This window comes from Aquiflexum gelatinilyticum, from assembly GCF_024741135.1.
GTDB classification, from domain to species: Bacteria; Bacteroidota; Bacteroidia; order Cytophagales; family Cyclobacteriaceae; genus Cognataquiflexum; species Cognataquiflexum gelatinilyticum.
Map to the genome: position 1 here is coordinate 1 of NZ_JANSUY010000043.1, position 209 is coordinate 209.

The 209-nt window shown below is 46.9% G+C and carries 1 protein-coding gene; it reads right to left on the bottom strand.

Features of this window, described 5'->3' with window-relative positions; genetic code table 11:
• Nucleotides 1-209, bottom strand: a 209-nt coding sequence (locus tag NU887_RS21070) for a DUF7507 domain-containing protein (RefSeq protein ID WP_420839804.1), incomplete at both ends; no start/stop codon positions are given.

Genomic DNA, 209 nt, shown 5'->3' on the forward strand with positions numbered 1-209 from the left:
AACATTGCTTAAAGTCACGTTACCCGTGTTGGTCACGACAATGGTGTAATTCAATATATCGCCCACAGTGGCAAAGGTTGACTCAGCGGCAGTCTTGGTGATGAAAAGTGCAGGGCTTTGTGTTGCAGAAACTGATTCCGAAGCGGATACATTGACAGCACCAACAGAAGCCGAAGCAGTATTGTCCACTTTTCCTGCATCGATATCCG